Genomic DNA, 23,073 nt, shown 5'->3' with positions numbered 1-23,073 from the left:
TTGGCTGCAGGTTTTGCCGCGGCTGGCTTGGCGGCTGGTTTCGCAGCAGCCGTTTTAGCAGCGGGTTTTGCGGCGGGTTTTGCGGCCGGCTTCACAGCAGGTTTAGCGGCTGGTTTGGCGGCGCTGGCAGCAGCCTTTTTCACTACGGGTTTGGCAGCCGGTTTCGCCGGTGCTTTGGTCGCAGGCTTGGCCGCAGCTTTTGCAGGTGCCTTGGCAGCCACTGCTTTGCTGGCTGGTTTTTTCGCCGCGCTCGCAGCAGCGGCTTTAACCGGTGCACGAGTGCTTAGTACCTTGCCAACGGCTTCTTTCACACGACCAACGCCCTGAGCCAGTTTCAGACTCTCTTGAGCATCGCGCTTGAGTTGCAGAATGTAGGTGCGGGTTTCGGATTGACGATCCTTGAGGGCGTCGAGCAAGCCCTCAAGTTCTTTGACTGCACCCTTGGCCTTGGCTTGTGCCTTGGCTTTGCCGGCGCTTGCTGCGTCTTGCAGTTTGGAGCGGGATTTGTGCAGTTTTTCTTGAGCCTTGCCGCGTTGTTTTTCCAGCTTGGCGAGCAGCTTCTCAGCATCAGCCAAGGCTTGGGAACAAGCGCTTTCCAAATGTTCGAGCAGGCTGCCCGATAGCTGTTGGAGCAAGTGCAATGGGGTATTTACAGGCTTCTGTTTGGCCGACATGGTTTACCTCCTGGCTGACGTGGGTGCGGCTCATACTAGCCCTCTGCTCTTACCGCCGCTAGGGCATGTTGACAGTATCGAATGCGTTGCGTTGCACTGCATGGAAATTCTTATCGATATAACGAAAAGCCACTCCGGTTTTTGTGCATTCACACTGGCATAATCCAACGCACTTTCGGCTGGAGAACACCCATGTCGCGTTACCTTTTTTTAGCCTTGGGTTTGTCACTTTCCGTGGCCAACGCAGGCGAGCAATCCCCTGCCAAAGACAGCCACGACCTGGCCTACAGCCTGGGTGCGAGCCTGGGCGAACGCCTGCGCCAGGAAATCCCCGACTTGCAAATCCAGGCGCTGATCGATGGCCTCAAGCAAGCCTACCAAGGCAAGCCACTGGCGCTGGACGATGCACGCATCGAACAGATCCTGGCCCAGCACGAAGCACAGGCCGCCACCGCCGACAAAATTCCACAAAGTGAAAAGGCCCTCGCCGCCGAGCAACAATTTTTATCCAGGGAGAAAGCCAAGAGCGGCGTACGCGAATTGGCAGACGGGATCTTGCTGATCGAACTGGCTTCCGGTAATGGAAAAAAACCGGCGGCCAATGATCGGGTTCAGGTGACGTATGTTGGGCGGCTGCCCGATGGGACGATCTTTGACCAGAGCAAACAACCGCAATGGTTTCGCCTGGACAGCGTGATCAGTGGCTGGCGCAGCGCGTTGCAGCAGATGCCGATCGGCGCGAAATGGCGCCTGGTGATTCCATCGGCCCAGGCCTATGGCGCAGACGGTGCAGGTGAGTTGATCGCGCCCTACACGCCGCTGGTATTCGAGATCGAACTGCTCGGCGCGAGCAGCTAACCAAACGAAAAACGGTGCGCAATGCGCACCGTTTTTTATCTTGCCGCCAATCAGCGTTTCAGGCTTTTGCCGTCAACTCTTCCTTGTGGGCGTTGTGCAGCACTTCGATCAAGCAATCTTCCAACTCGAAACGCTCATGGAGCAGGCCGCCCAGCTCCTTGAATTTCGCCGCGACACACTCGCCCTTATCGCAAAGGTCGTTGAATTCCACCAATTTTTTCGTGATTTCATCAATACGTGGGTAGATCGTATCCGCCAACTCAAGGCCGCGCTCGTCCTTGAATGCCTTGGCTTCGTCGCTCAGTTGCTCATAGACACCGAAGTGGCCCGCGGACACATAGTCCAATAGCACACCGCAGAACTCTTGCAATGGCTTGCGGTTCTCGCCCAACGCCTCAGGCTTGGCGCCGAGAGCATCAAAGGCCTGAACCAGTTCATGACGCGCCTTCAACCAACCATCGATCAGTTTGTGCACACCACCCCAGCGTTCCTGAGCATTCTGACAACTTTCCAGCATGATGATCTCTCTTCCCTATAGGGGCGGTGCCGCCCTCTGCCCGCGCAACACTTCAAGGATGAAAGCGGCGACCGGACAAAGCCGCATCGAACAAGCGGTTTCAATAACACATGCGGGCCAGATTATGCCCGCATGACTATGGCTTCAAGGTACGCAGGAGAGAAAGTTCATACAAGTGTTTAATCCCACCCTACATCCTGCGACCTCGAGTCAATGCTTCGCCAGACGTAAACGCTGGCTGAACAACAATCGCGAAAACTGTGCCGTGCCCAGGATCAACATCGCGACAAAGAACAGCAGGCTCCATTCCGGCAGGCTCAGATCAAACAACGTCCAGTTGATTTCAACGCAGTCGACACTGCCCTGAAATGCCCGTTTCAAAGCCTCCCAGAATGACAAGTCTTCGATCATGTGTTGCAGGCTGGGCCAGCAGCCGGGCAACTGATCCACCGGGATGTTCTGCAACAACACCTGGCGCGCCGCGGTGATGGCTCCGAGCAGCGCACACCCCATGCTCATCACCCCATACAAATAAACGCCGTAACGCTTAGGCCCATGAACCGCTGCCACCAGGTTGATCAACGTGAAGGCAGTCAAAAGAATCCGCTGCACCAGGCACAGGAAGCAAGGACGCAACAGGGCTCCGTATTCGAGGTACAGGGATGCGCCCAAAGTCAGCGCACCAGCCATAAACGCCAGGAGGAACAGGGAGCGTGAGGGGGCCAAAGACATTGTTTATCCGCAACGCAAGAGATAGGTGGTTACGGTAGAGGAAAGGCCTTACCCCTTTCAATACGCGTCGGCGCAGACAATTCTGCGAGAGCGTAGGGATATCCCGTCAGAACCGAGAGGATTGAATACGAGCCTGCGTAGGAGTTTATCGACCGGTCGCTTTAGTCGCCCCTATCAGGCGATATTGAGGGGTTGGACCAGACCTTTCTGAACCAACCTCTTCATGGTTTCCTACTTCAAACCCGCGTCGGTACTGGGAGCGGCGAAGCCAGCAAGCGCTTGTCCAGAAGTCCCAGGCCTTCCTGGAACAATTGGTTGCTGCGCTCGGTATCTCCCAACTGCGCCAGCAAGCGTGCCAGTTCGGCACAGGCCTCGGGATTACGTTGAGCCTGCAAGCTGCTTTCCAGATAATCCCGCGCCTTGCCCCACAAACTATTTTGCAGGCTGAGACGACCCAACGTCAGCAACAGGCTGGCATCCCCCGCATGGTCCTTGAGCCAGCCTTCGGCAAACTTCAATTGCCGCGCTGGATCACTACCCCTCAGTAAGCCATACAGCCTGATCAAATGGCTGTCATACCCGCGCTTGATCGCACCGCGCAATACTTCTTCGGCCGTGGTGTCCGCACCCAACTGGCGCAATTGCTCGGCGTAGGCCAATACCAGTGCAGGCTCCTGACGCTGGGCAGACGTCAGTTGTTGCCACGCCCGCTCAAGGGACTGCTGACCCGCCTCGCCTTGCTCCTCACGCTGGGCGGCCAGGGTCAGGTTCTCACCCCATGCCCGACGCTCCAGATCCGCAAGTTCGGCGGCTGGCAACACCTTGTCCTTGCGCAGTTCCGGCAACAACCGAATCACCGAGGACCAGTCTCCACGCTGTTGATGCAGCCGTTGCAACTGGCGCAGTACCTGAACGTTGTGTGGGTGGCGCCCATGCATGGCTTGCAGCGTGACCAAGGCCGATTCGGTATCGCCACGGTCCATTTGTAACTGGGCGTGGCTCAGGGCCACTGCCAGTTCGGCTTGAGGCTGACGCTCAAGCGCACGCTCCAGCAAGCCGTCGGCCTCCTCATAACGCCCCTGTTCGTTGGCCGCGCGGGCGGCACCGAGGTAGTACAACAGTGGTTGACGTTCCGCTTCGGCGGCGCGCTGCAGATGGCGCTCGGCACTGGCCCAGCGGCCTTCGGCAAGGTCCATCTGGCCCTGTTCGATGGCAATCTGGACCCGACGACTACGATTACGCCGCGACCATGGGTTGACCACGCCACCGGATGTCGTCACCAGACTCAGCAGCACCCTGATCAGGTAGATCACCAGGCCCAGCACAAACAGCGCCACCAGGGTCGACCATAGCCCGGACTCGTAATGCAGCACATGGGGATAGGTAATCAGCACGTAGCCGGTGTGTTTTGAAATGCCCACTCCCAATGCCAAGGCGATCGCTATCGCCACCACCAGGATCACGTAGAAACGCTTCATCGGCTTTACTCCTGGGTCGCCGGCGCGCCAGCAGAAGCCTTGGCTTCATCGGCAGACAGATGACGACGTTCAAGGTAAGCCTGCACAGCTGCCAGGCTCGCAGCCAGGTCCGGTGTCACCACCGAGACAGCCTTGGGTTCCAGCTCGGCTATCCGGGCCAACATGGCTTGGCTTTGCGGGTTGTTCTGGTTGAAGTTACCCTGCAAGACACTACGGGCCTCACCCAAGGAACGGGTATACACCGCCGGCTCGCCATTAAGGGCAGCCCATTGCGCCTGCTCCAGCGCAAGGCTCAGGGCCAGGCGTACCTGATTCAGGCCTTGGCCGGCCAGCAGCGGACGAATGTTGTCGTCCGGATTGAAGTCGATGCGGAAGTAGCGGGAAATCTGCTCCCACCATTGGTTCCAGCGGTTTTCAGTATCCGTGGTTGGACGGCCTGACTGAGGGGCATCCTGAAGCTGATACTCAGGCGAGACGGCTGCCAGTTGCACCACCTGATCGCGCAAGGCGGCCAGTTGCAGGTACAACCCGGTACGATCCGGTTGCTCGACACTGCGCAACGCGGCGAGGCTCTTGGCCAACTGCTCGCGGGCAGCATAGGAACCCGGATCGCTTTGCTCACGAAGGATTTCGTCGGCTCCCTGGACCAGCGCCTGGGCACTGTTGATGTCCTGCAAGGCAGACAGTCGCAAACTGGCCAGGCGCAACAAATGCTCGGCTTCGGCCAGGCGCCAGTCCTTGCGACTGGCACCCAGCACGGTTTCCAGACGCTGGTTCAAGCGCTGCTGATCACCCTGCAATTGCGCCACCAGACGGCGACGTTCTTCCAGCTCATCAGCACCCGGCAACTGTGCCAGGCGTGTGGTCAACTGCTGCTGACTCTGCTTGAGGGCCTGGGATTGATCATCCAGGGTTTGCACCTGTCCCGACTGCTGCTGAGCGCTCGCTTGCAGGGCGCGGACCTGCCAGATCCCCCAGCCACCGGCCGCAACCCCCGCAGCGCCGAGCAACAAGGCCACGATTGCCAGGCCATTGCCACGGCGTGGAGCAGTGACCGGTGTCTCAACAGGCGCATCAAGCGCGGGCTGAGCTTCATCTTTGGGCAAGGCTGTTTCGCTCACGTATCCATCCTTTGCGTATCAGAGAGTGGGCTCGGCAAAGCTGCGTAGCGCCACTAACAAAGCCGCGGCACTCGCGCCACGACAATCCACAACTTTACTTGCACCAGCAGCACGCGCCATCTCGGCGACTCGCGGGCTGGGCACGAACAACGGCAACTGCGCCACCTGGGGCCAATCAGGGCCTGCCAGGGCTTGCAGATGCAAAAAACCCTGCCCACTGCTGACCACCAGGCCGTTCAAGCGTTCCACCTGAATGCGCTGCATCAACGTACCGGCGTCGTAGGCCGGCAGGCAACGGCGATATAACTCCAGATAGTCGACACTAGCACCTAGATCACGCAAGCGCTCAGCCAGCAACTCTCGCCCGCCTTCGCCGCGCAAGATCAATATCCGTGCATTGGGTCGTGCGATAGCGTCGCGCAACTGGGGTAAATCAAGCAAGGCTTCGCTGTCGTCGCCGTCCAGGGGGCAGCTGACATCAAGACCGTGATCGGCCAGCACCTGCGCCGTCGCCGCCCCCACAGTGAACCATGGCTGAGACGGCGCTTGATCAAGCCGCTGCAACGCAAATCGCGCGGCCGGCTTGCTCACCGCGATCACAGCGCAGTATCGATCCAAATGACGGAAAACCACTTGCTGCTCAGCGGTGGCAGGCAGCTCCTTGATTTCCAGTAACGGCAGGCTGCTGCTGAATATCGCGCTTTCGGACAGTGTCGCCGCCAAGGCCGCGGACTCTTCCGTCGGCCGGGTCAACAACACTCGCCAACCTGTCACTGCGGCCCCGCCTCGCCGTAGACCGCTTGCAGGATGGCGCCGGCACCTTTCTCCAGCAGCGCCTCGGCCACCTTGATGCCAAGGCTCGTGGCCTCGCTTTGCGGGCCGCGTATCTCTGCCGTCAGCAGAAGCCCGCCGCTCGGATCTCCCACCAGGCCACGCAGCCAAAGGTTCTCGCCTTCAAGCACGGCGTAGCAGGCGATCGGCACCTGGCAACCACCGTTAAGGTGTTTGTTCAGCGCACGTTCGGCGGTGACGCGAATTTCAGTGTCCGCATGATCAAGGGGTTTGAGCAGTGCATGGATTTCGCTGTCTGCCGTGCGGCATTCAATCCCGACGGCGCCCTGCCCTCCGGCGGGCAAGCTGTCTTCGACGCTAATGGCAGAGGTAATGCGGTCTTCGAAGCCCAGGCGGATCAAGCCGGCTGCAGCCAGGATGATCGCGTCATACTCACCGGCATCCAGCTTGGCCAGACGGGTGTTGACGTTGCCTCGCAGGAAGCGGATTTGCAGGTCTGGGCGGCGGGTCAGCAACTGGGCCTGACGACGCAAACTGGAGGTGCCGACGATGCTGCCCAAAGGCAATTCATCCAGGGAAGCATAGGTATTGGAAACGAACGCATCGCGCGGGTCTTCGCGCTCGCAGATGCAAAACAGACCCAGGCCTTCAGGGAAGTCCATCGGCACGTCTTTCATCGAGTGCACAGCGATATCGGCCTCGTTCTCCAGCAGCGCAGTCTCCAGTTCCTTGACGAACAGCCCCTTGCCACCGATCTTCGACAGCGGCGAGTCCAGCAGCTTGTCGCCGCGACTGACCATGGGCACCAGGGACACCTTGAGGCCTGGATGGGCCTGTTCAAGGCGTGCTTTGACGTATTCGGCCTGCCATAAGGCCAAGGCGCTTTTACGGGTGGCGATGCGGATTTCGCGAGAGGACATGGATCAATCCGTACTGAATAGATACGGCAGATAATAACAGCTCAGGCAAATGCGCTTTGATTTGAATCAGCAAGTGCGGGGCCTCCCTGGCCGCATCGCACCGGGATTTGGGCTGTTGGAACCGTCGCAGCCCTTGGGCTAAAGCTGCTGCATCATCTTGCGTACACCGGCGACATGACGTCGACTGACGATCAAGGCGTCGCCATTGAGCCCTTTCAAAAACAACTGAAAGTGCCCAAGCGGCGTGCGCTGCAGGCGCTCGATACGCTCTCGGGCTACCAGCGCATTGCGATGAATGCGCACGAAGCGGTCGCCAAACTCGTCTTCCAGGGCCTTGAGCGGCTCATCGAGCAACACTTCACCAGCTTCGTGACGCAACGTCACGTACTTGTGATCGGCAATGAAGTAGACCACCTGGTTCAGGGGGATCAGTTCGATACCCTTGCGGGTCCGGGCACTGATATGGCTGCGCGGCCCGTTACCGCCTTGCGCCGCCGGCTGGGTCAGGGCGGCGAGCTGTATGCGGTTGGGCCGCTCGGCCTTTTTCAGCGCCTTGAGCAGGGCGTCGGCGCTGACTGGTTTGACCAGGTAGCCGACACCGCTGCTTTGCAGGGCATCCGAGGAAAACTCATCCTCGGCGGCGCACAGCACCACTGCCGGCGGCGACTCGCGCTCACTCAAGCGTGCGGCAACCTGCAAGCCGTCAAGGCCTGGCATGCGGATATCGAGCAGCACGACATCCGGCTTCAGGCTGTCAATCAAGGCCAATGCCTCGTCGCCACTGGTGGCGCTCGGCTCCAGGACACTGTATCCCTCGAGCTCGCTGACCATACGGCTCAGTCGCTCACGGGCTTGGGGTTCGTCATCAACGATCAGGACATTCATATTGCGCTGGATTCCTGCGTGAGTCTCGCACAAGGATAGCGTAGACAGGTGCGGTGACTTCCGTCACGGCGATCCACGCTAAGACTAGCGTGAGCGGCAAAAAGTGCCCCGAGAGTGGCACCAATATTTACCCGGACCTGTTCAATGCCGCCTGGAGCCCGATGCCGTCGGGCACCGTCGTAGGGTTTGCTGATACACAATATGAACACCCCCTCTCTTTATGGTTAGCCTGGAGTTCGACCTCATCGCCTTACATTGGTGCGTTGAAGACCCTCTGTCAGTACAACGACCTATCAGTGCAACTGTAGACGCTCGCGAAGACGATATTGCTCAATCGTCAAATATCGTTTCAATAAACATCTCTTGTTTACCCCAAGGACCGACCGCGTTAACCCCCCCGCTCAGTCCTGGCTCCAGTCTCTTCCCGGACGAGGCCGACGGCAAGGCACTTAGCCACCCTCCAAACAAATAAAAATGCCGACACGCCGCAGCATCGCCTCCAAGGGCAACCCTGTTATTATCGGCGGCACACTTTCATACCCTCTTTCAGCAGATCACGAGCGAATCCATGAGCACCGACAAGACCAACCAGTCCTGGGGCGGCCGCTTCAGTGAGCCCGTCGACGCCTTCGTCGCGCGCTTCACCGCCTCCGTCACCTTCGACCAGCGCCTCTATCGCCACGACATCATGGGCTCCATCGCCCACGCCACGATGTTGGCCAAGGTCGGCGTGCTGACCGACGCCGAGCGCGACAGCATCATCGACGGCCTGACCACCATCCGTGGTGAGATCGAAGCCGGTACCTTCGATTGGCGCGTCGACCTGGAAGACGTGCACATGAACATTGAGGCCCGCCTCACCGACCGCATCGGCGTGACCGGCAAGAAGTTACACACCGGCCGCAGCCGTAACGACCAAGTGGCCACCGATATTCGCCTGTGGCTGCGGGATGAGATCGACCTGATCCTCGCTGAAATCACCCGCCTGCAGAAAGGCCTGCTGGAGCAGGCCGAGCGCGAGTCGGACACCATCATGCCCGGCTTCACTCACTTGCAGACTGCACAGCCCGTGACCTTCGGCCACCACTTGCTGGCCTGGTTCGAAATGCTCAGCCGCGACTACGAGCGCCTGGTGGACTGCCGCAAGCGCGCAAACCGCATGCCTTTGGGCAGCGCCGCGCTGGCGGGCACCACCTACCCGATCGACCGCGAATACACCGCACAACTGCTGGGTTTCGACGCCGTTGGCGGCAATTCGCTGGATGGCGTGTCGGACCGTGACTTCGCCATCGAATTCTGCGCCGCGGCCAGCATCGCGATGATGCACTTGTCGCGGTTCTCGGAAGAGCTGGTGCTGTGGACCAGCGCGCAATTTCAGTTCATCGACCTGCCGGACCGCTTCTGCACCGGCAGCTCGATCATGCCGCAAAAGAAAAACCCCGACGTGCCAGAGCTGGTGCGCGGCAAAAGCGGCCGGGTGTTCGGCGCGCTGATGGGCCTGCTGACCCTGATGAAAGGCCAACCCCTGGCCTACAACAAGGACAACCAGGAAGACAAGGAGCCGCTGTTCGACGCCGCCGATACCCTGCGCGACTCGCTACGGGCCTTTGCCGACATGATCCCGGCGATCAAGCCCAAGCACGCCATCATGCGTGAAGCGGCCCTGCGCGGTTTCTCCACTGCCACAGACCTGGCCGATTACCTGGTACGCCGTGGCCTGCCGTTCCGTGACTGCCACGAAATCGTCGGCCACGCCGTGAAATACGGTGTGGACACTGGCAAGGATCTGGCGGAAATGAGCCTGGAAGAGCTGCGTCGGTTCAGTGACCAGATCGAGCAGGACGTGTTTGCGGTGCTGACCCTGGAAGGTTCGGTGAATGCCCGTAACCATATCGGCGGCACCGCGCCGGCCCAGGTGAAAGCCGCGGTTGTACGCGGTCAGGAACTGCTCGCCAGCCGCTAAAAGCATCGCGAGCAAGCCAGCTCCCCCATTTGGAATGCATTTCAAAATGTGGGAGCGGCGGTGCGACGATTCGACTTGCTCGCGAAGGCGTCATCACAGACACCCCACGTTCTACTTCTTGGCCGCAATCATCGCCATAAAAGCCGGCATCGCCGCTTCCCTGTCCGCGGCCACGCGCTGAGCATTGGGCAGTGCATGCAGGCGCTCCAGCAGTGCCTTGAGCGCTGGCAGCTCAGCCAGCAAATCCAGGCCAAACAGCTTCTCGCCCACGGCGCAGGCCAGGTTCACGCTGTACATGAAGTACAGATCCGCAATCGTGAAGCTGTCTCCCGCCACATAAGGTGAGAACTTGCCATGGCGCCCCAACGCAGCAATCCCCAGCAGCAACTCAGCCTTGGATTTGTCCTTGATCGCCTCCGGTACTGGCATGCCGAAGAACGCCTCAGCGAAGCAAGCCCGGGCTGGCAACTCGATGTATAACTCGATCTCTCGGCACAACGCCAACACCTGGGCACGCTGGAACGGGTCGCCGGGCAACAGCGCAGGGCCCGATTGAGTCTGCTCGATGTACTCGAGAATCACGCTGGTTTCATTGATGAAGCCTTGCGCCACACCCAGCACCGGTACCTTGCCACGGGGACTTATGGCCAGGGCTTCAAGGGTTTGGCCAGCATAGAAAGGCACCTCTTCGAAGGGCAGCCCTTTCTCCAGCAGCGCCAGCTTGACCATGTTGTAGTAGTTGCTGACCGAAAATCCATAAAGCTTGAGCATCACAAAGCCTCCAGGCCGTGTACGGGGTTGGCTGCGCTTGTTATAGAACGTCCGGCCGTGCCTGACCAGCAGCATCACCCGACTGAATGGGGGTAGACTGGCGCCCTTTCCTTCAGGAGCCTGCCATGAGCGAGCCAACCGATATCGACAACGACGAAGAAGAGTTCGCCGAGACCACCTTGATTGAAGCGATCGAAAACCAGATCGAAAGCGACAACCCGCCTGCTGCCAAGGCCACGTTCAACAAACTGACCCTGGTGGGTTATGAACGCGAAGACATCCTGCAGATGATGGCCCATGTGCTTGCCGTCGAGATTGATGCCCTGCTTGAAGAAGACCGCGCTTTCAATACCGAATGGTACGAAACCGCCCTGCGCGCACTGCCAGAGCTACCGCCAGAAAAATCGTAGCACTGATAATTGCGGTCGAACATCGATCCATGTGGGAGCTGGCTTGCCTGCGATGACGTTGGCACGGCCAATATTACAGTCGCCTGACACACCGCTATCGCAGGCAAGCCAGCTCCCACCCTAGATCCTCATGACCGCACCATTTGCGTTCACCCTGCATCATGTCAACACTCCACGACTTCCTGCTGGACAGCTCGCCCAAGTGCGTTCACCTTATGGCTGCTAGCGCCTAAAAATTCCTAGAAAGTCTGGAGTCCTTATGTCGTATACCCCTGAGTTGGTTGCCGAACTGGAAATCCTTGCACTCTTCAACCTGGGCAGCTCCCAGGAAGGTCTGAAAGTTCATCAGACCGCCGCTCCGACTGCCATTGCCGCCGCGCGGCGCCTGTATGATAAAGACTTGATCGACCAGCCAGACGGTGGCTATCTGACCAGCCTTGGCCGGGACGCCGCTGAGCATGCCCAAAACCTGCTGACTATTCTGACTACCCGCAAAGAAGCCGCCTGACACCACGCATCGCCCACGGGATCCTCTTTTCACGGATTCCGCGGGCATTTCTGCGCCCGCGATAAAATCCTGACGTCAAAAACAAATTCCGCTTAAACGTCCTACGCTACTGGCTGTAAACTCCTACACGGCTGCCCACGTCGGGCCCTGCGAGCCACCGAGTTCCACATGACCCGCACCCACGAAATCCGCCCCGACCTGGACGAAGGCATCGACCGCAAGGTGCTGGCCCAACTGCGCGCACGATTTCTAGCCCTGAATGAAGGGCGTATCGCCCGGGCCATCGAGGGGCTGACCCCACGCCAACAGAGCGTGCTGACGCTGCTGCCGTTGTTTTTCCACGTCAACCACCCGTTGTTGCCTGGCTATGTTTCGGGCAGCACACCGGCTGGACTGTCGAACTTCGAACCCGATACCCAAGTGCTGGCCGAAGCCCAGCGCCTGACCCGTTCGTTCTCCTACAAAGCCCGTCACGGCAACCCACCACAACCGATTCATGGCCTGTTTCTGATGGGCAGCCTGGGCACCCTGGCCCAGGCGGATCAAAGCGATATGGACGTGTGGGTCTGCCATGCAGCCGACTTGAGCGAGGGTGAACTGGCCGAACTGCGCAAAAAATGCCAGTTGCTGGAGGCCTGGGCCCTGACCATGGGTGCCGAGGCGCACTTTTTCCTGATCGAGCCGACCCGGTTTGTCCTGGGCGAGCGCGACACCCAACTCAGCTCCGACGACTGCGGCACGACCCAGCACTACCTGCTGCTGGACGAGTTCTATCGCACCGCCATCTGGCTGGCCGGACGCACGCCGATCTGGTGGCTGGTGCCGGTCTACGAAGAAACCCGTTACGCCGAATTCACTCATGCGTTGATTTCCAAACGCTTTATCCGTGCCGATGAAACCCTCGACTTGGGCCACCTGGCCCACATCCCGCCCGGGGAATTTATCGGCGCCGGTCTGTGGCAGTTGTTCAAAGGCATCGAATCCCCGTACAAGTCGGTGCTCAAGCTGCTGCTGATCGAGGTCTACGCCAGCGAACACCCGAACGTGCAATGCCTGAGCCTGCGCTTCAAACGTGCGGTGTTCGCCAACCAAGTGGACCTGGATGAGCTGGACCCCTACATCGTGGTCTACCGTCGTATCGAGGAATACCTCAAGGCCCGCAACGAACCTGAGCGCCTGGAACTGGTGCGGCGCAGCCTGTACCTGAAGGTGAACCGCAAACTCAGCACCGGCCAACGTTTATCAGGCTGGCAACGCCTGCTGCTTGAGCGATTGGCCACCGAGTGGGGCTGGGATCAACGGCAACTGGCCCTGCTCGACAGCCGCAGCCAGTGGAAAGTCCGCCAGGTCGCCTCCGAACGCCGCGCTCTGGTCAACGAACTCAACTACAGCTACCGCTTCCTGACACAGTTTGCGCGCACCGAACAGACCGTCAGCCTGATCAACAAACGCGACCTCAATGTGCTCGGTCGGCGCTTGTACGCCGCTTTCGAACGCAAGGCCGGCAAGATCGAGTTCATCAACCCCGGGATTGCCCCGGACCTGGCCGAAGACACCCTGACGCTGGTCCACTCGCCCAATCGCAAGGAGCCTGGCCAACATCATTGGGGCCTGTACAACGGCAGCCTGAATGCCCTCGAATGGGAGCACTTCGCGCCGATCAAACGCAGCCGCGACCTGCTGGAAATGCTCACCTGGTGTCACCGTAACGGCGTGATCGACAGCAGCACCCGCCTGGCCTTGCACCCCGGCACCAGCGACATGACCGAGTTCGAGCTGTTCAACCTGCTGGGCAGCCTGCAACAGACCATCGCCTTGCCCCTGGCGAGCGTCGACGAAGAGCACCTGCTGCGCACGGCGGTACCCAACGAAGTACTGCTGCTGGTCAACGTCGGCGTCGACCCGCTCAAGCACCATCGCGACCTGAATATCCTGATGACCACCGAACGCACCGACTCCTTGAGTTACGCGGGCGTGCGGGAAAACCTGGTGTTGACCCTGGACCAGGTCACCGTCAACAGCTGGAACGAGGTGATGGTCAGCCGCTATGGCGGCCCCCATGCGCTGCTCGATTGCCTGCGGGACTACCTGAACCAACTACCGTCCAATCAGCTACCGAGGCTGCGGGTGCGTTGCTTCTGTCATAACCGCGCGCAATTTATTGCCCAGCGAGTGGAGGAAATTTTCGATACCGCGCAAAACCTACTGCTCAGCCAGCTCAATCATCGCTACCTGCTTCAGGTGCAACAGCACTATCACGTGATGGAGCTGGCGCCGGGGCAGGTCAACCATGTGTCCTTGGCCAGCCAACAAGCATTGATCGGCTACCTCAGTGAGGAATTGGCCAGCTACAGCCCGCTGCACTTGGACGCCATGGCCCTGGAAGACCATGACTTGGCGTCGCTGCTGCCCATGGGCCTGCCCGACTGTGTGCAGGTGTTCTACCGGATCCACGACGCCTTCGCCGATCTGTACGTGCTCGACGAGTTCAACGCCCTCTGGCAACAGCGCCTGCCGTTTCACGATGAGCAAAGCCTGCTGGTACCGCTGCAGCGCTTCCTGCAGTCGATCATCTACCGCCGCGACGCGCTGTCCCCTCTGGACCCGCAACAACCGTTGGGTGCGGTGCAAACGCTGTACTACCAGCTGTTGCCATCGGGCAGCGGCCGCGCGCGCCGGGCCGAACCGCGCTCCGTACCGCAGACCCCGGCCAATAAACCGTTCTATGACGTGCAGGCGATCATCGGCAAAGGCGCACCGGGCCAGGTGGGCATCACCCTGTACTGCAATCAGCGGGAGTTTTGCGAGTTGGAATTTGGCGACCAGCTATTTGCAGTGGTCGCTCAAGAGATCATCGGGCAACGCCGGGAGACCGAACGTTACCGTTGCTACATCACCGACCTGGACCTCTCCGGCCTGCTCGGTGATGTTCAAAGCCCGAGCAATCTGTACCTGCGCTACAAGGCCGAGCTGGAGCAGGCGCTCAATCAGGCGCTGCACCAGATTTAGAGGGTGAAGGGACCGCCGTCTTTGGGCTGGGCTTCGACACTGAGCAGCTCCAGCTTGAGGGTCTTGCCGCCAGGCGCCGGCCAATCAATGTGCTGCCCGACTTGCAAGCCCAGCAACGCGCTGCCGACCGGGGCCAGGATCGAGATTTTGCCTTGATCGGCATTCGCGTCCTTGGGGTAAACCAGGGTCAGGTGATAGTCCTTGCCACTACTTTCTTCACGGCAATGCACACTGGAGTTCATGGTCACGACAGTTGCAGGCACTTCATCGTGGCCAACCACTTCTTCGGCGCGATCGAGTTCGCGTTGCAGGGCCTCAACGCCCGGCGAGGACTCGCCTACACGGTCGATAAGTTGCTCAAGACGCTGCACGTCGAGACGGGTGAGGATGATGGAAGGTGCGGTCATGATTCAGGCAGACTCCTTTTTTCTGCACAAAAAAGCAAAACCCCGCCAGGAAAAGGCGGGGTTCTCACGGACCTCGATGAGTTGAGGTGTACCCGGACACTACCACAGCACAATAAATAAACAAGCCGGGGTCAGGAGCCGGCCTTGCGCTGCTCAGCCTGGGCGACGATCACCCGCCGCCGCTGATCGTCGGCAGAACGCCATTCGCGGATGTCTTCCACATGGCGGAAGCAGCCGAGGCAGACTTTCTGCTCATCCAGCCGACATAAACTGATACAAGGTGACGGCACCGCCGGGCTGACATTACTGAACAGCGGCTTGGGCGGGCGTACAGGAGCGGGCTGTGTCACGATCAAATCTCGTCGAAGTCCAGCTCGACGCCGGCCTGTTCCTTGACGATACGCACCAGCATCTCACCCAGTTGCTCTTCGGTCTTGTCACACATCCACTGGCCGCTTTCTTCGTCATAGTCGAAGTGAAAACCACCGGAGCGGGCGGCCAGCCACAACTGACGCAACGGTTCCTGACGACTGAAGATCAACTGGCTGCCATTCTCGAACTTGACGGTCAGCACACCAGCCGAGTTCTCCTGATCCAGATCTTCGCCACTCTCGTCGAAAACATCCTCCAGCGCTTGCTGGGTCGAATCCACCAGGTCGTGAAAACGGGCTTCGGTCAAATTCATTGTGGGAACCTCGAAAAGTGTCTGGTCTCGCTCAAGCGCCGCACAATACGGACGCACCATCATGATTGCAAAGGATACCGATTTCATTACCCGCAGCCGCGTGAAATATCCTCAATTGGTGTAAGCCTAATCGCGGCAATCTCGGCAAAGCCCCGCCGGACGGGTATCCCGGCGCATAGGCAATCTGGCGGGTGGTCGGTATACTCGGGCGCAATTAATGCTTATTCAAGGATTTCGCCATGAAGCGCCTGATCTCTTCCCTTGCTGCGCTCGTCGCGGTCGCTTGCCTCGTTAGTGCCTGTGGTCAAAAGGGCCCGTTGTACCTGCCAGATGACAGCAAAGATCCGAACGAGCAGGCGCAATCGTCGCAATCCAAAGCGCACAAGAACGACACCTTCTAAGGGAACACCATGGACGCTTTTAACTACCGGGACGGCGAGCTGTTCGCGGAAGGTGTCGCGCTGTCCGCCATTGCCGAGCGCTTTGGCACCCCGACCTACGTGTATTCCCGTGCCCACATCGAAGCGCAATACCGCTCCTTTGCCGATGCGCTGGAAGGCACGCCACACCTGGTGTGCTACGCAGTAAAAGCCAACTCCAACCTGGGCGTGCTCAATGTCCTGGCGCGTTTGGGCGCCGGTTTCGACATCGTGTCCCGAGGCGAACTGGAACGTGTGCTGGCGGCTGGCGGTAAAGCAGACAAGATCGTGTTCTCCGGCGTCGGCAAGACCCGCGAAGACATGCGCCGCGCGCTGGAAGTCGGCGTGCATTGCTTCAACGTCGAGTCCACCGACGAGCTGGAACGCCTGCAAATGGTCGCCGCCGAGCTGGGTGTTCGCGCGCCGATCTCCCTGCGGGTCAACCCGGACGTCGACGCGGGCACTCACCCGTACATCTCCACCGGCCTTAAAGAAAACAAGTTCGGCATCGCCATTGCCGACGCCGAAGACGTCTACATCCGCGCCGCCCAGTTGCCGAACCTGGAAGTATTGGGTGTCGACTGCCATATCGGCTCGCAACTGACCACCCTGCCACCATTCCTCGATGCCCTCGACCGCCTGCTGGCGCTGGTCGACCGTCTTGGCGAGTGCGGCATCTACCTGCACCACATCGACCTCGGTGGTGGTGTTGGCGTACGTTATCGCGATGAAGAGCCGCCACTGGTGGCCGACTACATCAAGGCCGTGCGCGAGCGTATCGAAGGCCGCGAGCTGACGCTGATGTTCGAGCCGGGCCGCTACATCGTCGCCAATGCCGGTGTATTGCTGACCCAGGTCGAGTACCTCAAGCACACCGAGTACAAGGATTTCGCCATCGTCGACGCGGCGATGAACGACCTGATCCGCCCGGCGCTGTACCAGGCCTGGATGAACGTCACCGCCGTCAAACCGCGCGCTGGCGAAGGCCGCGACTACGACATCGTCGGGCCGATCTGCGAAACCGGCGACTTCCTGGCCAAGGAACGTCAGCTGGCCCTGGAAGAAGGCGATCTGCTGGCCGTGCATTCGGCCGGTGCCTACGGGTTTGTCATGAGTTCCAACTACAACACCCGCGGCCGTACCGCCGAGGTGCTGGTGGACGGTGATCAAGCGTTTGAAGTGCGTCGCCGCGAGACGGTAGCCGAGTTGTATGCTGGCGAAAGCCTGCTGCCGGAGTAAGACCATGCTGCTGCGTTTTACCAAGATGCACGGCCTGGGCAATGATTTCATGGTCCTCGACCTGGTCAGCCAGCACGCGCACATCCTGCCCAAGCACGCCAAGCTGTGGGGCGATCGTCACACCGGTGTCGGCTTCGACCAATTGCTGCTGGTCGAAGCCCCAAGCAACCCGGAAGTGGATTTCCGTTACCGGATCTTCAACTCCGACGGCTCCGAAGTGGAACAGTGCGGCAACGGTGCCCGCTGTTTCGCCCGCTTTGTCCTGGACAAGCGCCTGACCGCCAAGCGGCAGATTCGCGTCGAGACCAAGAGCGGCATCATCGAGCTGGATATCCGCAGCGACGGCCAGATCAGTGTCAATATGGGCGCGCCTCGGCTGGTCCCGGCGGATATTCCGTTCCAGGCTGACGAGCAGGCGCTGAGCTACCCGCTGGAGGTGGACGGCAAGACTGTCGAGCTGGCCGCCGTGTCCATGGGCAACCCCCATGCCGTGCTGCGGGTCAACGACATCAACAACGCGCCGGTCCATGACTTGGGGCCTAAGATCGAACACCACCCGCGCTTTCCGGCACGGGTCAACGTCGGGTTCTTGCAGGTCATCGACCGTTCTCGTGCGCAACTGCGCGTCTGGGAACGCGGTGCCGGGGAAACCCAGGCGTGCGGTACCGGTGCTTGCGCCGCTGCCGTGGCCGCGATCAGCCAGGGGTGGATGGATTCGCCGCTATTGATCGACCTGCCCGGTGGACGCCTGTCCATCGAGTGGGCAGGCCCAGGCCAACCGGTGATGATGACCGGCCCGGCCATGCGCGTATACGAAGGACAGGTCCGTCTATGAGAGAGCCAATCCAATGACCGATAAGCCTCAGGTGCCCGCTCCAACGCCCGAAGAGTCCCCTTCCGAAAGCCTGGAGGCAGCGGCTGTCGCCGCCTACCTGGAGGCTAATCCGGACTTCTTCGTCGAGCATGAAGAACTGCTGCCGGCCATGCGCATCCCCCACCAGCGCGGCGACACCGTGTCCCTGGTGGAGCGGCAGATGAAGATCCTGCGCGAACGTAATATCGACATGCGCCACCGGCTCTCGCAGTTGATGGACGTCGCCCGCGACAACGATCGCCTGTTCGACAAGACCCGTCGCTTGGTCTTGAGCCTGATGGATGCCGTGACTCTGGAAGATGCGGTGATTGCCGTCGAAGACAGCTTGCGCCAGGACTTCCAGGTGCCCTTTGTCAGCCTGATCCTGTTCAGCGACAAGCCGATGCCGGTGGGTCGCTGGGTCAGCGGCAGCGACGCACAAACCGCCATTGGCGGCCTGTTGTCCGAAGGCAAGACCATCAGCGGGACCTTGCGTGAGCATGAGCTGGACTTCCTGTTTGGCGAAGAACAACGCAAACAGATCGGCTCCACGGCCGTGGTCGCCCTCAGCCATCAAGGCCTGCACGGTGTCCTGGCCATCGCCAGCCGTGATCCGCAGCATTACAAGAGTTCGGTGGGTACGCTGTTTTTGAGCTACATCGCCGAAGTCCTCGGCCGAGTCTTGCCACGCTTCACCACCGCTCTGCGCGCGGTGCGCTAGCCATGGAACGACAACTGGACGCCTACTGCGCTCACCTGCGCAGCGAGCGCCAGGTGTCTCCTCATACGCTGGACGCCTATCGACGGGACCTGAACAAGGTCCTGGCGTTTTGTGAAAAGCAACAGATCGGCAGCTGGAAAGCCCTGGATATTCAGGGCCTGCGTAGCCTGATCGCCCGCCTGCACCAGCAAGGCCAATCCTCCCGCAGCCTGGCACGCCTGCTGTCGGCGGTACGCGGCCTCTATCATTACCTGAACCGCGAAGGCCTGTGCGACCACGACCCAGCCAATGGCCTGGCCCCGCCCAAGGGCGAGCGACGCCTGCCCAAGACACTGGACACCGATCGCGCCCTGCAACTGCTGGAAGGTGCGGTGGAGGACGACTTCCTGGCCCACCGCGACCAGGCGATCCTTGAACTGTTCTACTCCTCGGGGTTGCGCCTGTCGGAGCTGACCAGTCTCAATCTTGATCAGCTGGATCTGGCGGACGGCCTGGTACAAGTACTCGGCAAGGGCAGCAAAACCCGCGTGTTGCCGGTCGGCAGAAAAGCCCGGGAGGCCCTGGAGGTGTGGCTGCCACTGCGGGCCCTGAGCAATCCGGCGGATGACGCCGTGTTTGTCAGCCAGCAAGGCCGGCGCCTGGGGCCACGGGCCATCCAACTGCGGGTCAAGGCCGCCGGTGCGCGTGAGCTGGGGCAAAACCTGCATCCGCATATGCTCAGGCACTCCTTTGCCAGCCACTTGCTGGAGTCCTCCCAGGACTTGCGAGCGGTGCAGGAATTGCTCGGCCACTCCGACATCAAGACCACCCAGATCTACACCCACCTGGACTTCCAGCACCTGGCGACGGTGTATGACAGCGCCCATCCACGGGCCAAACGCATCAAAGGCAGCGACTCATGAGTATCAAGCTGATCACCTTCGACCTGGACGATACGCTCTGGGATAACGTGCCCGTCATCATCAATGCCGAGGCGTCGATGCGCGAATGGCTGGCCACCCACGCCACCAAGGTGGGCGATCTACCCCTGGAGCAATTCGCCAGTCTTCGCCAGCAAGTGCTGCAACGCCATCCCGAACTCAAACACCGCATCAGCGTGTTGCGCCACCGGGTGCTGATGCACGCCTTTGAAGAGGCAGGCTACCCACAGCCAGAAGCCACGGAAATGGCCGATGTGTGCTTCGAAGCCTTTATCCACGCCCGGCACCAGCTCACGGTCTTTCCCGAAGCCGAACCCATGTTGCAAGCGCTGCGCCGCCACTACCTGCTGGGCGTCATCACCAACGGCAATGCCGATGTGCAGCGCGTAGGCCTGGCGGACTATTTCCACTTTGCCCTGCGCGCCGAAGACATCGGCATCGCCAAACCGGATGCGCGGCTGTTTCAGGAAGCGCTGCAGCGCGGTGGGGTAGACGCCAGCGCAGCCGTGCACATTGGCGATCATCCAGGAGATGACATCTCCGGGGCCCAGCAGGCAGGACTTCGGGCAGTGTGGTTCAACCCGACGGGCAAGGCTTGGGAGGCAGAGCAGTTGCCGGATGCCGAAATTCGCAGCCTGACTGAATTGCCGGGGCTGCTCGCCCGCTGGAACAACCTGCCATAACCTGTAGCCGCTGCCGAGGTCCATTTTGTTTCACCCATGAAAAAGCCCGCAGCGACGGCGGGCTTTTTCAGCAAGCAAGTAACCGACCTCAGATAGGGCGGCTGCCGTACTTGTTATCCGGCTTCTTCGGTGGATCTGCCACCACGTTGGCCTCGACTTCCTGCACTTTGCCGCCTTTAGCGAGGAATTCTTCCATCGCACGGGCCAGCGCATCGCGCTCTTTGTTCTTGGCTTCTACGCTCGGCAGTTCATCAACCGAAACAGCGGCCTTGGCCTTGCCCTTGGCAGCCGGGGCCGGTGCATCATCGCCACCGTCGTCGTCAGCCACGTCTTCGGCAGCCGCCTCAAGACCTTCTTCAGCTTCGTCTTCGTCGCCTACTTCGAGGTCGTCGTTTTCCAGATCATCGTCGCTCATGTTCTACCTCATGACTTGCGAAAAGCAGATTAGTTATAGCCCAGCTACGCCGTCTGTCGACAGCCGCTGAGAAAAAATCAACATCCACCGGATAACCAGTGGCTTATGCCTCATCACCGTGCAAGGTGGCGAGGACTTTACGAGCACCGCCATGATCACGGTGCTCGCCCAGATAAACACCTTGCCAGGTCCCCATCGCCAAGCGGCCGGCCCTGACCGGCAAACTCAGCTGGCAGCCCAGGAGACTGGCCTTGAAGTGCGCCGGCAGATCATCGGGACCTTCGTCGTTGTGTTCATATCCCGCCGTGCCTTGCGGCACCAGCGCATTGAAAAAACGTTCGAAGTCACGGCGAACCGCCGGATCGGCATTCTCGTTGATGGTCAACGAGGCCGAGGTGTGCTGCAGCCACAAATGCAACAGGCCCACCCGACAAGCCTTCAACTCAGGCAGGCCGGCGAGCAACTCGTCCGTCACCAGATGAAAGCCCCGGGGCTTGGCCCGCAGGGTTATCAGGGTCTGTTGCCACATACAGTTCTCCGCACATCGGCGCGCATTCTAGCGCGCTCAGGGAAAAAACAAAGTGCCGAATACGCCTACATGGCTGTAAGACATTCGCACACTGAAAAGTGTCTTGTGGATCCCATCACAAAGTCTGGATAAAAACCCGTACACCTTTAACCCCAGACAAACGCCAGACAAAAAAATGCCCGGCAAGCCGGGCATCTTTTTTTCGCGTACTTACAAGTTGTAGCCGCGCTCGTTGTGTTGTGCCAGGTCGAGGCCGACAGCCTCTTCCTCTTCGGTGACACGCAGGCCCATGACCATGTCCAGCACCTTGAGGATGACGAATGTCACAATCGCGGTGTAGATCACTGTAAAGCCAACGCCTTTGGCCTGGATCCAGACCTGCGCCGCGACGTCAGTCACGGTGCCGAAGCCGCCCAGGGCCGGCGCTGCGAACACACCGGTAAGGATCGCACCGACAATGCCACCGATACCGTGCACGCCGAAGGCATCCAGGGAGTCGTCGTAACCCAGCTTGCGCTTGAGGCTGGTGGCGCAGAAGAAGCAGAGCACACCGGCGACCAGGCCGATCACCAGGGCACCCATCGGGCCAACGGTGCCGGCGGCTGGCGTGACCGCCACCAGACCGGCGACCACACCCGAGGCAATCCCCAGGGCACTTGGCTTACCGTGAGTGATCCACTCGGCGAACATCCAGCCCAACGCCGCAGCAGCGGTAGCGATCTGAGTGACCAGCATCGCCATGCCAGCGGTGCCGTTGGCCGCGGCAGCGGAGCCGGCGTTGAAGCCGAACCAGCCGACCCACAACATAGCCGCGCCGATCAGGGTGTAACCCAGGTTGTGCGGAGCCATCGGCGTGGTCGGAAAGCCTTTACGCTTGCCGAGCACGATGCACGCTACCAGGCCGGCAACACCGGCGTTGATGTGCACCACGGTGCCGCCAGCGAAGTCCAGCACGCCCCAGTCGCCCAACAACGAGCCCGGACCGCCCCACACCATGTGGGCAATCGGCGCGTAGACCAGGGTGAACCAGACAGCCATGAAAATCAGCATCGCGGAGAATTTCATCCGCTCGGCGAAGGCACCGACGATCAGCGCCGGAGTGATGATGGCGAAGGTCATCTGGAAGGTGACGAACACTGCCTCAGGGAACAGCGCCGCCGGGCCGGTGATGCTGGCCGGGGTTACACCCGAGAGGAACAGCTTGGACAAGCCGCCGACAAAGGAGTTGAAGTTGACGACGCCTGCTTCCATACCGGTGGTATCGAACGCCATGCTATAGCCGTAGACGAACCACAAGATGGTGATCAGACCGGTGATGGCGAAGCACTGCATCATCACGGAAAGAATGTTTTTCGAACGAACCATGCCGCCGTAGAACAGCGCCAGGCCCGGAATGGTCATGAACAGCACCAGCGCGGTGGATGTCAGCATCCACGCCGTGTCGCCGGAATTGAGGACTGGAGCCGCCACTTCGTCTGCCGCCATAGCCAAGCTAGGCATTACGATGGACAACAGGGCGCCTAGCCCTGCGAATTTGCGCAGAGTCATATTGTTTTCTCCTGGG

The 23,073-nt window shown here is 60.2% G+C and carries 26 protein-coding genes; 11 read left to right on the top strand and 15 right to left on the bottom strand.

The genetic code is table 11. The features are described from left to right. A partial coding sequence (locus J7E41_RS06510; protein WP_214991012.1) for an AlgP family protein occupies positions 1-674 on the bottom strand: 674 nt, incomplete at its 3' end. Between the two features lie 192 nt (positions 675-866). Between J7E41_RS06510 and J7E41_RS06505 the strand changes: the two genes are divergently transcribed. After that, positions 867-1,532 (top strand): FKBP-type peptidyl-prolyl cis-trans isomerase, encoded by a 666-nt coding sequence (locus J7E41_RS06505; protein ID WP_214991010.1) that lies wholly within the window; start codon positions 867-869, stop codon positions 1,530-1,532. 58 nt (positions 1,533-1,590) lie between these two features. Here the strand turns inward: J7E41_RS06505 and rsd are convergent, their stop codons facing one another. The 7 genes from rsd to J7E41_RS06470 all read right to left on the bottom strand — a co-directional run bounded on the left by rsd (position 1,591) and on the right by J7E41_RS06470 (position 7,977). Beyond that, positions 1,591-2,049: a sigma D regulator gene (rsd, locus tag J7E41_RS06500; RefSeq protein ID WP_214991008.1), complete on the bottom strand. Its 459-nt coding sequence runs from the start codon at positions 2,047-2,049 to the stop codon at positions 1,591-1,593. 210 nt (positions 2,050-2,259) lie between these two features. Next, the gene (locus J7E41_RS06495; RefSeq protein WP_214991006.1) at positions 2,260-2,781 is read right to left on the bottom strand and encodes a disulfide bond formation protein B; all 522 of its coding nucleotides are present in this window, start codon (positions 2,779-2,781) and stop codon (positions 2,260-2,262) included. A 236-nt stretch (positions 2,782-3,017) separates the two neighbouring features. Next, positions 3,018-4,259: a heme biosynthesis protein HemY gene (locus J7E41_RS06490; RefSeq protein WP_214991004.1), complete on the bottom strand. Its 1,242-nt coding sequence runs from the start codon at positions 4,257-4,259 to the stop codon at positions 3,018-3,020. Positions 4,260-4,264: 5 nt separating this feature from the next. Beyond that, a complete protein-coding gene (locus J7E41_RS06485) occupies positions 4,265-5,380 on the bottom strand; it encodes a uroporphyrinogen-III C-methyltransferase (RefSeq protein ID WP_214991002.1) in 1,116 nt (371 codons plus the stop codon). A gap of 18 nt (positions 5,381-5,398) precedes the next feature. After that, on the bottom strand, positions 5,399-6,154 hold the full coding sequence (locus J7E41_RS06480; protein WP_214991000.1) for a uroporphyrinogen-III synthase: 756 nt from the start codon (positions 6,152-6,154) through the stop codon (positions 5,399-5,401). Then, entirely contained in the window at positions 6,151-7,092 is a 942-nt protein-coding gene (gene hemC, locus J7E41_RS06475) for a hydroxymethylbilane synthase (protein ID WP_214990998.1), read from the bottom strand. Before hemC ends, J7E41_RS06480 begins: the two co-directional genes overlap by 4 nt. Before the next feature lie 138 nt (positions 7,093-7,230). Then, complete coding sequence (locus J7E41_RS06470) at positions 7,231-7,977, bottom strand: LytR/AlgR family response regulator transcription factor (protein WP_214990996.1); 747 nt, start codon at positions 7,975-7,977, stop codon at positions 7,231-7,233. Between the two features lie 568 nt (positions 7,978-8,545). Between J7E41_RS06470 and argH the strand changes: the two genes are divergently transcribed. Beyond that, entirely contained in the window at positions 8,546-9,940 is a 1,395-nt protein-coding gene (argH, locus tag J7E41_RS06465) for an argininosuccinate lyase (protein ID WP_214990994.1), read from the top strand. Positions 9,941-10,051: 111 nt separating this feature from the next. On the opposite strand, the gene J7E41_RS06460 is transcribed toward argH, so the two are convergent. Continuing rightward, a complete protein-coding gene (locus J7E41_RS06460) occupies positions 10,052-10,711 on the bottom strand; it encodes a glutathione S-transferase family protein (protein WP_214990992.1) in 660 nt (219 codons plus the stop codon). 125 nt (positions 10,712-10,836) lie between these two features. On the opposite strand from J7E41_RS06460, the gene J7E41_RS06455 reads away from it, so the two are divergent. The 3 genes from J7E41_RS06455 to J7E41_RS06445 all read left to right on the top strand — a co-directional run bounded on the left by J7E41_RS06455 (position 10,837) and on the right by J7E41_RS06445 (position 14,638). Beyond that, positions 10,837-11,121 carry a hypothetical protein gene (locus J7E41_RS06455; protein ID WP_214990990.1) on the top strand — a complete coding sequence of 95 codons (285 nt, stop codon included), beginning with the start codon at positions 10,837-10,839 and terminating at the stop codon, positions 11,119-11,121. A gap of 259 nt (positions 11,122-11,380) precedes the next feature. After that, positions 11,381-11,629, top strand: coding sequence for a TIGR02647 family protein (locus tag J7E41_RS06450; RefSeq protein ID WP_214990988.1), 249 nt, complete (start codon positions 11,381-11,383; stop codon positions 11,627-11,629). Between the two features lie 168 nt (positions 11,630-11,797). Beyond that, positions 11,798-14,638, top strand: coding sequence for a class I adenylate cyclase (locus J7E41_RS06445; RefSeq protein WP_214990986.1), 2,841 nt, complete (start codon positions 11,798-11,800; stop codon positions 14,636-14,638). Here J7E41_RS06445 and rnk read toward each other — a convergent pair. From rnk to cyaY, 3 genes are all read right to left on the bottom strand, one after another. Continuing rightward, positions 14,635-15,045: a nucleoside diphosphate kinase regulator gene (gene rnk / locus J7E41_RS06440; RefSeq protein WP_214990984.1), complete on the bottom strand. Its 411-nt coding sequence runs from the start codon at positions 15,043-15,045 to the stop codon at positions 14,635-14,637. The two genes, J7E41_RS06445 and rnk, sit on opposite strands and share 4 nt — an antisense overlap. A gap of 131 nt (positions 15,046-15,176) precedes the next feature. Beyond that, positions 15,177-15,395: a DUF1289 domain-containing protein gene (locus tag J7E41_RS06435; protein WP_214990982.1), complete on the bottom strand. Its 219-nt coding sequence runs from the start codon at positions 15,393-15,395 to the stop codon at positions 15,177-15,179. A gap of 2 nt (positions 15,396-15,397) precedes the next feature. Further along, positions 15,398-15,730, bottom strand: coding sequence for an iron donor protein CyaY (gene cyaY / locus J7E41_RS06430; RefSeq protein WP_214990980.1), 333 nt, complete (start codon positions 15,728-15,730; stop codon positions 15,398-15,400). Positions 15,731-15,969: 239 nt separating this feature from the next. Here cyaY and lptM point away from each other — a divergent pair, with 239 nt between their 5' ends. The 6 genes from lptM to J7E41_RS06400 are packed head-to-tail and all read left to right on the top strand — an operon-like array spanning position 15,970 to position 20,565. After that, complete coding sequence (gene lptM / locus J7E41_RS06425) at positions 15,970-16,131, top strand: LPS translocon maturation chaperone LptM (protein WP_169356960.1); 162 nt, start codon at positions 15,970-15,972, stop codon at positions 16,129-16,131. A 9-nt stretch (positions 16,132-16,140) separates the two neighbouring features. Continuing rightward, complete coding sequence (lysA, locus tag J7E41_RS06420; protein WP_214990978.1) at positions 16,141-17,388, top strand: diaminopimelate decarboxylase; 1,248 nt, start codon at positions 16,141-16,143, stop codon at positions 17,386-17,388. 4 nt (positions 17,389-17,392) lie between these two features. Further along, complete coding sequence (gene dapF, locus J7E41_RS06415; RefSeq protein ID WP_214990977.1) at positions 17,393-18,223, top strand: diaminopimelate epimerase; 831 nt, start codon at positions 17,393-17,395, stop codon at positions 18,221-18,223. A 13-nt stretch (positions 18,224-18,236) separates the two neighbouring features. After that, positions 18,237-18,962 (top strand): DUF484 family protein, encoded by a 726-nt coding sequence (locus J7E41_RS06410; protein ID WP_214990975.1) that lies wholly within the window; start codon positions 18,237-18,239, stop codon positions 18,960-18,962. A gap of 2 nt (positions 18,963-18,964) precedes the next feature. Next, positions 18,965-19,864, top strand: a complete 900-nt coding sequence (gene xerC, locus J7E41_RS06405) for a tyrosine recombinase XerC (protein WP_169356964.1) — start codon at positions 18,965-18,967, stop codon at positions 19,862-19,864. After that, positions 19,861-20,565, top strand: a complete 705-nt coding sequence (locus J7E41_RS06400) for an HAD family hydrolase (protein WP_214990973.1) — start codon at positions 19,861-19,863, stop codon at positions 20,563-20,565. Before xerC ends, J7E41_RS06400 begins: the two co-directional genes overlap by 4 nt. 88 nt (positions 20,566-20,653) lie before the next feature. Here J7E41_RS06400 and sutA read toward each other — a convergent pair whose 3' ends face one another. The 3 genes from sutA to J7E41_RS06385 form a co-directional block, all read right to left on the bottom strand. Next, positions 20,654-20,980 (bottom strand): transcriptional regulator SutA, encoded by a 327-nt coding sequence (gene sutA, locus J7E41_RS06395; RefSeq protein ID WP_155582478.1) that lies wholly within the window; start codon positions 20,978-20,980, stop codon positions 20,654-20,656. 103 nt (positions 20,981-21,083) lie between these two features. Further along, positions 21,084-21,509: a secondary thiamine-phosphate synthase enzyme YjbQ gene (locus J7E41_RS06390; protein WP_214990972.1), complete on the bottom strand. Its 426-nt coding sequence runs from the start codon at positions 21,507-21,509 to the stop codon at positions 21,084-21,086. Positions 21,510-21,719: 210 nt separating this feature from the next. Continuing rightward, positions 21,720-23,057 (bottom strand): ammonium transporter, encoded by a 1,338-nt coding sequence (locus tag J7E41_RS06385; protein ID WP_214990970.1) that lies wholly within the window; start codon positions 23,055-23,057, stop codon positions 21,720-21,722. Between the last annotated feature and the right edge of the window lie 16 nt (positions 23,058-23,073).

It is taken from the genome of Pseudomonas fluorescens (assembly GCF_018614655.1).
Lineage (GTDB): Bacteria > Pseudomonadota > Gammaproteobacteria > Pseudomonadales > Pseudomonadaceae > Aquipseudomonas > Aquipseudomonas fluorescens_BX.
Note: the sequence above shows the minus strand (reverse complement) of the source record. Positions and strands in the feature narration are given on the sequence as shown.

What these genes read in the sequence shown, in the direction of transcription:
- J7E41_RS06505 (WP_214991010.1), top strand. Translation starts at nt 867, where the DNA reads ATGTCGCGTTACCTTTTTTTAGCCTTGGGTTTGTCACTTTCCGTGGCC.
- rsd (WP_214991008.1), bottom strand. Translation starts at nt 2,049, where the DNA reads ATGCTGGAAAGTTGTCAGAATGCTCAGGAACGCTGGGGTGGTGTGCAC.
- J7E41_RS06495 (WP_214991006.1), bottom strand. Translation starts at nt 2,781, where the DNA reads ATGTCTTTGGCCCCCTCACGCTCCCTGTTCCTCCTGGCGTTTATGGCT.
- J7E41_RS06490 (WP_214991004.1), bottom strand. Translation starts at nt 4,259, where the DNA reads ATGAAGCGTTTCTACGTGATCCTGGTGGTGGCGATAGCGATCGCCTTG.
- hemC (WP_214990998.1), bottom strand. Translation starts at nt 7,092, where the DNA reads ATGTCCTCTCGCGAAATCCGCATCGCCACCCGTAAAAGCGCCTTGGCC.
- J7E41_RS06470 (WP_214990996.1), bottom strand. Translation starts at nt 7,977, where the DNA reads ATGAATGTCCTGATCGTTGATGACGAACCCCAAGCCCGTGAGCGACTG.
- argH (WP_214990994.1), top strand. Translation starts at nt 8,546, where the DNA reads ATGAGCACCGACAAGACCAACCAGTCCTGGGGCGGCCGCTTCAGTGAG.
- J7E41_RS06460 (WP_214990992.1), bottom strand. Translation starts at nt 10,711, where the DNA reads ATGCTCAAGCTTTATGGATTTTCGGTCAGCAACTACTACAACATGGTC.
- J7E41_RS06455 (WP_214990990.1), top strand. Translation starts at nt 10,837, where the DNA reads ATGAGCGAGCCAACCGATATCGACAACGACGAAGAAGAGTTCGCCGAG.
- J7E41_RS06450 (WP_214990988.1), top strand. Translation starts at nt 11,381, where the DNA reads ATGTCGTATACCCCTGAGTTGGTTGCCGAACTGGAAATCCTTGCACTC.
- J7E41_RS06445 (WP_214990986.1), top strand. Translation starts at nt 11,798, where the DNA reads ATGACCCGCACCCACGAAATCCGCCCCGACCTGGACGAAGGCATCGAC.
- rnk (WP_214990984.1), bottom strand. Translation starts at nt 15,045, where the DNA reads ATGACCGCACCTTCCATCATCCTCACCCGTCTCGACGTGCAGCGTCTT.
- cyaY (WP_214990980.1), bottom strand. Translation starts at nt 15,730, where the DNA reads ATGAATTTGACCGAAGCCCGTTTTCACGACCTGGTGGATTCGACCCAG.
- lptM (WP_169356960.1), top strand. Translation starts at nt 15,970, where the DNA reads ATGAAGCGCCTGATCTCTTCCCTTGCTGCGCTCGTCGCGGTCGCTTGC.
- lysA (WP_214990978.1), top strand. Translation starts at nt 16,141, where the DNA reads ATGGACGCTTTTAACTACCGGGACGGCGAGCTGTTCGCGGAAGGTGTC.
- dapF (WP_214990977.1), top strand. Translation starts at nt 17,393, where the DNA reads ATGCTGCTGCGTTTTACCAAGATGCACGGCCTGGGCAATGATTTCATG.
- J7E41_RS06410 (WP_214990975.1), top strand. Translation starts at nt 18,237, where the DNA reads ATGACCGATAAGCCTCAGGTGCCCGCTCCAACGCCCGAAGAGTCCCCT.
- xerC (WP_169356964.1), top strand. Translation starts at nt 18,965, where the DNA reads ATGGAACGACAACTGGACGCCTACTGCGCTCACCTGCGCAGCGAGCGC.
- J7E41_RS06400 (WP_214990973.1), top strand. Translation starts at nt 19,861, where the DNA reads ATGAGTATCAAGCTGATCACCTTCGACCTGGACGATACGCTCTGGGAT.
- sutA (WP_155582478.1), bottom strand. Translation starts at nt 20,980, where the DNA reads ATGAGCGACGATGATCTGGAAAACGACGACCTCGAAGTAGGCGACGAA.
- J7E41_RS06390 (WP_214990972.1), bottom strand. Translation starts at nt 21,509, where the DNA reads ATGTGGCAACAGACCCTGATAACCCTGCGGGCCAAGCCCCGGGGCTTT.
- J7E41_RS06385 (WP_214990970.1), bottom strand. Translation starts at nt 23,057, where the DNA reads ATGACTCTGCGCAAATTCGCAGGGCTAGGCGCCCTGTTGTCCATCGTA.